Below are 9,111 nucleotides of genomic sequence, written 5' to 3' on the forward strand. Positions count from 1 at the left end.
CGCCGAGGTCAGCGCATGCGGATCACGACGGTCCCGGTCAGCCGGTCGAGCCAGCTCCGGCCGTCGATGTTGCGGATCGCGGCCGGGATGATCACGAAGGTCAGCGCCGCTCGCACGACGGCGCGCCACACGCCGACCATTTGCGCACCGTCCAGCCTGGCGACGCGGATTCCGACCGCTGCCATACCTGGCGTGAAACCGAAGAAAGACACGGGAATGATCGTGATGGCCGCCCAGACGCCCACCGACCAGAGATTGAACGTCTGCATGACGGCCGGATCCTGGAGGCTGGGCGTCACGAAGAGCGTGGTGACCAACGAAGCAAGAACCAAATCGATCACCAGGCCGAGGAGACGCGCCCCGCCGCCTGCTACCGAACCGACACCCGATTGGAGTAGGCCGAGTCGCTCACCGCGCCACCGCTGCGTACCCTCGCCACCGGCCGTCGTTCCGTCCCCGGCTCCGGGTAGCCATTCTCCGGTCCATCTCGCCACCCATCCAGGGTATGCCGGTGGCGCGGGCCACATTCGCCCTGGTCGACTACCCGATATCGCCGACCCGTTAACACCGGCGAAACATACGGGTGACGGTCGGGCAACACCGCGCTCTTAGCGTGAGCCGAAGAGAGTACTGCCGCCGGCAACGAACGAGAAGGAGTCACCGAGGGTGCCCACTACTCCAGACGACATTCAGCGCCTAATCGCCGACGAGAACGTAGAGGTCGTCGACGTCAGGTTCTGCGACCTGCCCGGCGTTATGCAGCACTTCACCGTTCCGGCGAAGGCGTTCAACGAAGAAGCCTACGAAGAAGGCCTCGCCTTCGACGGCTCCTCGGTGCGTGGTTTCCAGTCGATCCACGAATCCGACATGCTGCTCCTCCCGGACCCCGAGACGGCGCGCATCGACCCGTTCCGCAAGGCGAAGACGCTCTCGCTGAACTTCTTCGTGCATGACCCGTTCACCCGCGAGGCGTACAGCCGCGATCCGCGCAACATCGCGCGTAAGGCTGAGCAGTACATCTCCGAGTACGGCGTCGCGGACAACGTGTTCTTCGGCCCGGAGGCCGAGTTCTACATCTTCGATTCGATCCGGTTCGACTCCGCCGAGCACGCGTCGTTCCACGAGATCGACTCCGTCGAGGGCTGGTGGAACACCGGCGCCGACGTGCCGGGCGGCAACCAGGGTTACAAGACGAAGTTCAAGGGCGGCTACTTCCCCGTCCCGCCGGTCGACCACTTCGCCGACCTGCGTGACGAAATCGTCCGCAACCTGCAGGGCTCCGGTTTCGAGATCGAGCGCGCGCACCACGAGGTGGGTACCGCCGGTCAGACCGAGATCAACTACAAGTTCAACACGCTGCTGCACGCCGCGGACGACCTGCAGCTGTTCAAGTACATCGTGAAGAACACCGTGTTCGCCGCCGGCAAGACCGCGACGTTCATGCCGAAGCCGCTCGCCGGTGACAACGGCTCGGGCATGCACTGCCACCAGTCGCTGTGGAAGGACGGCACGCCGCTGTTCCACGACGAGTCCGGTTACGCGGGACTGTCCGACACCGCCCGCCACTACATCGGCGGTCTGCTCAAGCACGCCCCGAGCCTGCTGGCCTTCACCAACCCGACCGTCAACTCGTACCACCGGCTCGTGCCGGGCTTCGAGGCCCCGGTCAGCCTGGTGTACTCGCAGCGGAACCGGTCGGCCTGTGTCCGTATCCCCATCACGGGCAACAACCCGAAGGCCAAGCGCGCCGAGTTCCGGTGCCCGGACTCGTCCGGCAACCCGTACCTCGCGTTCTCGGCGATGATGATGGCCGGTCTCGACGGCATCAAGAACAAGATCGAGCCGCCGGAGCCCATCGACAAGGACCTCTACGAGCTCCCGCCGGAGGAGGCCCAGAACGTCAAGCTCGTTCCTGGCGACCTCGGCGCGGTCCTCGACACGCTGGAGGCCGACCACGACTACCTGCTCGAAGGCGGCGTGTTCACCCCCGACGTGATCGACACGTGGATCTCCTACAAGCGTGAGAACGAGATCGACCCGCTGCGGCTGCGCCCGCACCCGTACGAGTTCTCGCTGTACTACGACGTGTGATCGCACGGTAAGAACACCAAGAGCACGCCGGTGGTGAGGCGCGGAAACGCCCTCATCACCGGCGTTTTTTTAGTCTCGGCAGTGCGGCTACTCCGAAGTGGAGAGAACCTTGAGGTCGACGCCGGCGCGCTCGATGCGGCCGCGCGGATCGTCCACCAGCTTGCGTCGCTCAAGATCCATCAGCCCCAGGGTGCAGGTGATCTCCGCGGAGAGGGTGCCGTCGACCTTGTAGATGTTCGAGTCCATGTGGAAAGTCTTGCCGGTGCCGAACTTGGCGTCGCAGGTCACGTCGACGACGTCGCCGGCCCGAAGCTCACGTCGGAACACGATGTGGGACTCAAGCAGTACGAAGGCCAGATTCGCGTCTCGCATACCCGAGTTGAGGCCACCGGCGAGCTCCATCAGCTCGAGTCTGGAGACCTCGCCGTACGAGTGGTAGACGGCGTGGTTGAGATGGCCAAGAGTGTCCAACTCATAGTGACGCACCTTGATCCGGGTGCGAAAAGGCTCGCGCACAGTCACCGGTCCACTGTAAGCGCCGCTGTCCGTCCGCGACGCGGAGTGTGAGCAAGGGACCTTTGCTGCCGCTCGTCCACGTCCGGCAGGCAATAGCAAAGGTCCCTTGCTCTCTTACCGCCGGTCAGAGCAGTCAGCCCTGGTAAAAGAGAGTCTCCACGATGGCGTGAGCACGACGCGTAGTCCGCCGGTAGGCGTCGAGGAACTCCCCGGGATCGTCGTCGGCTGAGTAACCAAGCACACGGGCGACCGCGGCGAGATCTCGACCGGAGCTGGGGATCTCGTCGACTGCCTTTCCCCTGACCAGCATCCCGGCGTTCCGGACACGTGTCGCCAGCAGCCAGGCTTCGGTCAGGGATTCGATTTCGGCGGGCTCAGCGAGTCCTGCTTCTACCGCGGCCTTCAACGCTTCGATCGTCGATGTGGTTCGCAGCGCCTCTACTTCGTGTCCGTGGCGCAGTTGTATTAGCTGCACGGTCCACTCCACATCCGCGAGCCCGCCGCGGCCGAGTTTCGTATGCCGCGTCGGGTCTGCGCCCTTGGGCATCCGTTCCGTTTCCACTCGCGCCTTGATCCGCCTGATCTCCCGCACTCGAACCGCGTCGAGTCCCGCTGCGGGATATCGGATGGGGTCGATCATCTCGATGAACCGTGCACCGAGGTCCTCATCGCCGGCTATGAAGCGGGCACGAAGCAACGCCTGCGATTCCCAAACCTCTGCCCACCTCCCGTAGTAACTGCGGTAGGACTCCAGTGTCCGCACCAACGGACCGCTCCGCCCCTCCGGGCGAAGGTCGGCGTCGACGATCAATGCCGGATCGGGGCTAGGCGCACCGAGAATCTTGCGGACCGTCTCAGCCACTGAGGAAGCGAACTTCGCTGCTTCAGAGTCGGATACCCCCTCAGTCGGCTCGCATACGAAGAGGACGTCGGCATCAGACCCATACCCGAGTTCAGCCCCACCGAGACGGCCCATGCCGATGACGGCGATTTTCGCGGGTGTCCGGCCCAACTCTGCCTGGCGCTGCCGATATGCGGCGGCCAGGGCACCCTGCAGCACGGCGACCCACACACTCGACAACGCCTCGCAGACCGATGGAACGTCGAGCAACCCCAGCAGGTCGGCCGACGCGACCCTCAGCATCTCGTGCCGGCGTAGTGATCTCGCGGCGGTGACAGCGGCGTTAAGGCCAGGCTGCCGCCGGACCGCGGCTCGCAGCGAGGTGGCCACTTCGGCGGGAGTGCGACCAGCCAGCCGGGCGGGGTCACCCAGCAACTGCAGCACCTCAGGTGCTCGCGCCAGCAGGTCGGGCACCAACCTCGACGTGCCCAACAAGAAGGCGAGCCTCTCGACGACCGCGCCCTCGTCCCGCAGCACCCTGAGGTACCACGGCGTTTCTTCGAGTGCTTCCGAGACTTTGCGATAGGACAGAAGTCCTCGATCAGGATCCGGCGTATCGGCGAGAAGGTCCAGCAAGACCGGTAACAGCGCCTGTTGGATGGCCGCCCGCCGAGACATCCCCGCGGTCAGCGCCTTGATGTGCTGAAGCGCTCCGTCCGGCGCGGCATAACCAAGCGCGGCAAGGCGGCTTTCCGCTTGTTTCGTCGTCAGGCGCAGCGCCTCGGTCGGGACATTCGCGACGGACTGCAGCAGCGGCCGATAGAAGAGCTTCTCGTGGAGACGTCGAATGCTTTGCAGGTGGCGACGGAACTCCGCCAGCAGCACATCCCCTTCGCTCCTGCCCCGAGCAGGCCGCACCCCGCTCGCTCTCGCGATCGTTCGTAGCTCGCTGGCATCCGAAGCGGCAGGGAACAGGTGTGTGCGCCGTAGCCGCCGAAGCTGGAGCCGGTGCTCGATGGTCCGGAGGAATTCGTACGACGAGCCGAGCTCCGCGGCATCCGTGCGGCCTACGTACCCGCCCTCCCCCAAGGCGGCGAGAGCGTCCATCGTGGACGGAGAACGCAGCTCGGTGTCAATCCGGCCGTGGACCAGTTGCAGCAACTGCACGGCGAACTCGACATCTCGAAGACCACCTCGTCCCAGCTTCAGCTCTCGCTCGGCGTGTGCGGACGGCACGTGGCCTTCAACGCGGCGCCGCATCTTCTGGACTTCGGGGACGAAATTCTCCCGATCCGCCGCCGCCCACACCTTCGGCGCGACCATCTCCGCGTACTGACGCCCGAGTTCGGCGTCACCCGCGACCGGTCGCGCTTTGAGCAAGGCCTGGAACTCCCAGGTTTTAGCCCATTTCTGGTAGTAGGCGGCGTGCCCGTCGAGCGTCCGGACCAGCGCGCCGGCCTTGCCCTCCGGACGCAACGCCGCGTCGACTTCGAAGCAGGCTTTGCCGACTACGCGCATCATCGTGCTGGCCAGCCGTGTCGAGACCGAGAGATCTCCGTCGCCGACGAAGATGACGTCCACGTCGCTCACATAGTTCAGCTCTCTACCGCCGCATTTGCCCATGGCGATCACGGCGAGTCGGCCTTCGACCTCCGCACCCACCTCTGACTCCGCGACCAGGAGCCCCACCGTCAGTGCGGCCTCGGCCAGAGTGGTGAGCTGCGCTCCGATTTCGGCATAAGGTGGCTGGTAAAGGCCGGGTTCGACGAGGTGACCGAGGTCGGCCGCCGCGATCCCGAGGAGCAGCTCGCGGTATCCGGTGCGGAGGGCCTGCTCTGCTTCGAGCCCGGTGAGCAGTTCATCTTCCGAGCGCAAATGGTCAAGAAGCCGGTTCACATACTGACCCGGTTCAGTGCTCGCGTCGCCGCAGAGGGTGTTCCAGCAGTCGGTGTTCGCGACCAAGAAGTCCACGAGTGCGCTTGAGGTGCCCAGAACGCCGAGCATCCGGCCGCGGAAGGTGCGGTTCGTGCGAAGTGTCTGATCGAGCTCAGCCCAGGAGGCAGGGTCGGCCTCCCTGATCCGGTCGAGCCCGCTCAAGGCGAGATCGGGGTCCGCCGCACGGGAAAGTGCTGACAACACGTCGGCTGCGGAGCCATCCGGACCTGACTCGGTCCACCAACCAGCAGCACGGAGCTGCCCGTCGGCGCGGGGGTCGGTGAAGCCGTATCTCGCCACGGAAGCGGTCGGCCTGGCGCGCTCAACCATCGGCTCCACCGTAGTCGCCTTGCCGCCTGTGGCCAGATCGGCGCGCAAGGAAGCAAGGGACCTTTGGTGTCGCCAAGCCGGGGCGATACCAAAGGTCCCCTGCTTCGCTAAGCGGCGATCTTGCCGATTTCCGGTTCGGGAACGGTCGGGGTGGGGGTGGTAAAGCTGCCGGCGTTGACGGGACTCCGTCGTGAAAGCAGGTAGATCCCGATGCCGATACCCAGGCCCGCGACACCGACAGCGATGGTGCCCACCGTGCCGGTCGAAGTCACCAGACCGGCTGCGGCTCCGACGATGGCGGCTGCTGGAAGCGTGAACAACCAGGCGATCACCATGCGCCCGGCTGTGCGCCAGCGGACCGGTGACTCACGCCTGCCGACACCAGATCCGACGATGCCACCGGAGCAGACGTGGGTCGTCGAAAGGGGGAAGCCGAAGTTCGTCGAGGCGAGGATGACCGCCGCTGAGCTGGTCTGTGCCGCGAAGCCCTGTGGGCCATCGATGTCGGTCAGACCTTTACCCAGCGTAAGGGTGATTCGCCAGCCGCCTAGATAGGTACCGAGTGCCAGCGCCAATGCTGCACTGACGATCACCCAGAGCGGTGGCCCAGCACCGGCGGGAAGGCTCCCCGCAGTGATCATCGTCAGCGTGATGACGCCCATGGTCTTCTGGGCGTCGTTCGTGCCATGGGCGAGCGAAACGAGGGAAGCCGAGATGATCTGGCCGATGCGGAAGCCGGCGGTGCGGCCGCGGCGGACGAAGATCCGGTAGACGAAGTACGTCACGATCATCGCGACGAGGCCTGCCAGGACAGGTGACAGGGCGGCGGGCACCAAGACCTTCTCGACGATCTTTCCAAAATGGACCGAGTCGGTTCCGGCCGACACCCACGTGGCGCCGATCAGCCCACCGAACAATGCGTGGGATGAGCTGGATGGCAGCCCGACGAACCAGGTGACCAGGTTCCACACGATCGCACCGACCAGCCCACCGAACACGATCGCCGGTCCGATCTTGGTGTCATCGACCAGTCCATTGGAGATGGTCTTGGCCACTTCGACTGACAGGAAGGCGCCGACCAGGTTCAAAACCGCGGAGATCGTCACCGCCACCTTGGGGCGAAGCGCCCCGGTGGCGATCGACGTCGCCATCGAGTTGGCCGTGTCGTGGAAGCCGTTCGTGAAATCGAAAATTAGGGCCGTGACGACGACGAGCACGACCAACACTGAGGGCTCCACCCCGACCTCCGAACCCTTCGAAATCTCCTTCGCAAGGTACCTGACCGCAAGACCCGAGCGTTAACAACCCATACGCATTTGAGACATAGGTCGTTAAGCCATCGGCAAAGTACGTTGACGTTCCGCAGCCGGAGCGAGGTCACCGGACACCAGTCGGACGAAGCGGTGCGCGAACGGTCGCCAGGTTTCCGCGATGTCGGCATGCACCCGAGCGAGATTCTCCGGGGTCAGTGCGTCCGGCCGGGTGAGTTCCGCCATTTCAGGCGACTGTCGTGCCCAGTCGAGGACGATCTCCGGTGTCGTCTCGATATGAAACTGGACACCGTAGGCACAACGGTCGAAACGGAAGGCCTGGTACGCATACCGCGGTGACGAAGCGAGGAGTTCCGCTCCTGCTGGTAGCCGAGTGATCGCGTCATTGTGGAACTGCAAGACATCCTGCATGAGCGGCAGGTCCGCGAAGAGCGGATCGATCCAGGCCGCGTCCTTCTTGGACACAAGCCCTGGTCCCACTTCGGGCCCTTGATCGCCTTTACCCACAACGCCGCCCAAGGCCACGGCGAGGAGCTGACCACCGAGGCAGATCGCGAGCGTCGGGATGCGAGCGCTGACGGCCTTCGACAGCAGCCTTCGCACGTCCGCCAGCCAGGGGTGAGTGGTGTCATCGTTGGACCCCATCCCCCCGCCCAGACATACGACACCCGCGTATTCACCAAGATCGACAGGAAGGCCTTGACCGGGCAGCAGCCTGATGTCGAGTTTCGCCCCTGCTTCGGTGAGCCAATCACCGAGTGGGCCGATCGGATCCGATTCATCTGGCTGGATGACGAGCAACTGGGGAGCGGTCACCACCCCAGCCTACGACCGATGGAGAGCAAGGGACCTTTGGTATCGGTACGAGGGCGGCGATACCAAAGGTCCCTTGCTCCCTCGGTCAGCAGGCGCAGCGTGGGGCGGACGCGGAGGTGAGGGCGAGAACGGGAGTGTCCCGCTCGACGGGATAGCCGGCTGCCTGCCAGGCAGAGATCCCGCCGGACAGGCGTTTGACCTTGAAGCCGAGTTCCGCGAGCTTGAGGGCGCCCTTGGTCGCGGCATTGCAGTAGATGCTTTCGCAGTAGCAGACGTAGACGAGATCTCGGTCGAGTCGGCTGACCGACTCCGGAGTCATGTCCTGGTACGGGAGGTTGATCGCACCGGGGATGCGAGCGGAGGCGAAGGCTTCAGGCGCCCGCGTCTCGACGACCACGTATCCGTGCTGGGTGCCGACGGTGAGATCGCGAACAAGGTCGTCGGGATCCACATCCAGGGCGAGTTCGGCACGAAGGTGCGAGGCTGCGGTCGCGCTGTCCAGGGCCGGAAAAGTTAGTACACGGGGCTCGATCGTCATACGTCAATCGTGCGGCCTCGCGATCATCGTGGACATCGGCGAATCCAGGTATTGCCGCCGGTTAGCCTGGAGATTCCTGGCGGAGGCGACGATCGACCTGGAGTTCCGTGAACCTCGATGATCTCGACTGGCAGTTGCTCGAACTTCTCCAGTCCGACGGGCGGCTGACCTTCTCCGAACTCGGCAGGCGGGTGTCGCTGTCTGCCCCCGCGGTGACCGAGCGGGTGAGGCGGCTCGAGGAGAGGGGGATCATCACCGGCTACTCGGCCAGTGTGGATCTGACGAAGCTTGGGTTGCCCATCGAGGCGATGATCCGGGCGAAGGTGCGGAGCCTGGACACGGCTCGCTTCCGGGAGACCATTCTTGCTCTGCCGCAGGTGCTCGACGCTGACCACGTCACAGGCGACGAGTGCTGGTTGGTGCGGGTCGCTTGCCGGAACACCGCAGAGCTGGAAGAACTCGTAGAGCGGATGCAGCGTTATGGGGAGACGACGACCTCGCTGGTCTTCTCATCGCCTGTCCGCCGGCGCGCTGTCGGTCGGAAGAGTTGCAGAGCGATACCGCAGGGGTAGCAAGGGACCTTTGCTATCACGCGAAAGGAACTGGGTATGAAAAAGGGTCCAGGCCCCGGGAGAACGGTGAGGTTCTCGACCGGGGCCTGGACCCCTTTTTTCTAATGTTAGTCCGGCGGTGTCCTACTCTCCCACAACCCTTCGGTTGCAGTACCATCGGCGCTGTCAGGCTTAGCTTCCGGGTTCGGAATGGGACCGGGC

The 9,111-nt window shown here is 64.6% G+C and carries 8 protein-coding genes and 1 rRNA gene; 2 read left to right on the forward strand and 7 right to left on the reverse strand.

The window, feature by feature from the left end:
* Positions 1-8 precede the first annotated feature (8 nt).
* Entirely contained in the window at positions 9-494 is a 486-nt protein-coding gene (locus ACZ54P_RS08420) for an RDD family protein (protein WP_465460828.1), read from the reverse strand.
* A 172-nt stretch (positions 495-666) separates the two neighbouring features.
* Here ACZ54P_RS08420 and glnA point away from each other — a divergent pair, with 172 nt between their 5' ends.
* Complete coding sequence (glnA, locus tag ACZ54P_RS08425) at positions 667-2,091, forward strand: type I glutamate--ammonia ligase (RefSeq protein ID WP_005167524.1); 1,425 nt, start codon at positions 667-669, stop codon at positions 2,089-2,091.
* A gap of 87 nt (positions 2,092-2,178) precedes the next feature.
* Here glnA and ACZ54P_RS08430 read toward each other — a convergent pair whose 3' ends face one another.
* The 5 genes from ACZ54P_RS08430 to ACZ54P_RS08450 form a co-directional block, all read right to left on the reverse strand.
* A complete protein-coding gene (locus tag ACZ54P_RS08430; RefSeq protein ID WP_020633826.1) occupies positions 2,179-2,613 on the reverse strand; it encodes an acyl-CoA thioesterase in 435 nt (144 codons plus the stop codon).
* 127 nt (positions 2,614-2,740) lie between these two features.
* Positions 2,741-5,713 carry a bifunctional [glutamine synthetase] adenylyltransferase/[glutamine synthetase]-adenylyl-L-tyrosine phosphorylase gene (locus tag ACZ54P_RS08435; RefSeq protein ID WP_465460871.1) on the reverse strand — a complete coding sequence of 991 codons (2,973 nt, stop codon included), beginning with the start codon at positions 5,711-5,713 and terminating at the stop codon, positions 2,741-2,743.
* A gap of 107 nt (positions 5,714-5,820) precedes the next feature.
* Positions 5,821-6,939: an inorganic phosphate transporter gene (locus tag ACZ54P_RS08440; protein ID WP_465460829.1), complete on the reverse strand. Its 1,119-nt coding sequence runs from the start codon at positions 6,937-6,939 to the stop codon at positions 5,821-5,823.
* A gap of 105 nt (positions 6,940-7,044) precedes the next feature.
* Entirely contained in the window at positions 7,045-7,800 is a 756-nt protein-coding gene (locus tag ACZ54P_RS08445) for a type 1 glutamine amidotransferase (protein WP_465460830.1), read from the reverse strand.
* Between the two features lie 85 nt (positions 7,801-7,885).
* Positions 7,886-8,338, reverse strand: coding sequence for a rhodanese-like domain-containing protein (locus tag ACZ54P_RS08450; protein ID WP_465460831.1), 453 nt, complete (start codon positions 8,336-8,338; stop codon positions 7,886-7,888).
* 107 nt (positions 8,339-8,445) lie between these two features.
* On the opposite strand from ACZ54P_RS08450, the gene ACZ54P_RS08455 reads away from it, so the two are divergent.
* Positions 8,446-8,910, forward strand: a complete 465-nt coding sequence (locus tag ACZ54P_RS08455; protein ID WP_465460832.1) for an Lrp/AsnC family transcriptional regulator — start codon at positions 8,446-8,448, stop codon at positions 8,908-8,910.
* A 110-nt stretch (positions 8,911-9,020) separates the two neighbouring features.
* Here the strand turns inward: ACZ54P_RS08455 and rrf are convergent.
* Positions 9,021-9,111, reverse strand: a 5S ribosomal RNA gene (gene rrf, locus ACZ54P_RS08460); the annotation flags it as partial.

The sequence above is a fragment of the Amycolatopsis sp. NPDC034160 genome (assembly GCF_055575355.1).

Excerpts from the sequence above, each read along its gene's own strand:
- ACZ54P_RS08435 (WP_465460871.1), bottom strand. The coding sequence starts at position 5,713 with ATGGTTGAGCGCGCCAGGCCGACCGCTTCCGTGGCGAGATACGGCTTC.
- ACZ54P_RS08450 (WP_465460831.1), bottom strand. The coding sequence starts at position 8,338 with ATGACGATCGAGCCCCGTGTACTAACTTTTCCGGCCCTGGACAGCGCG.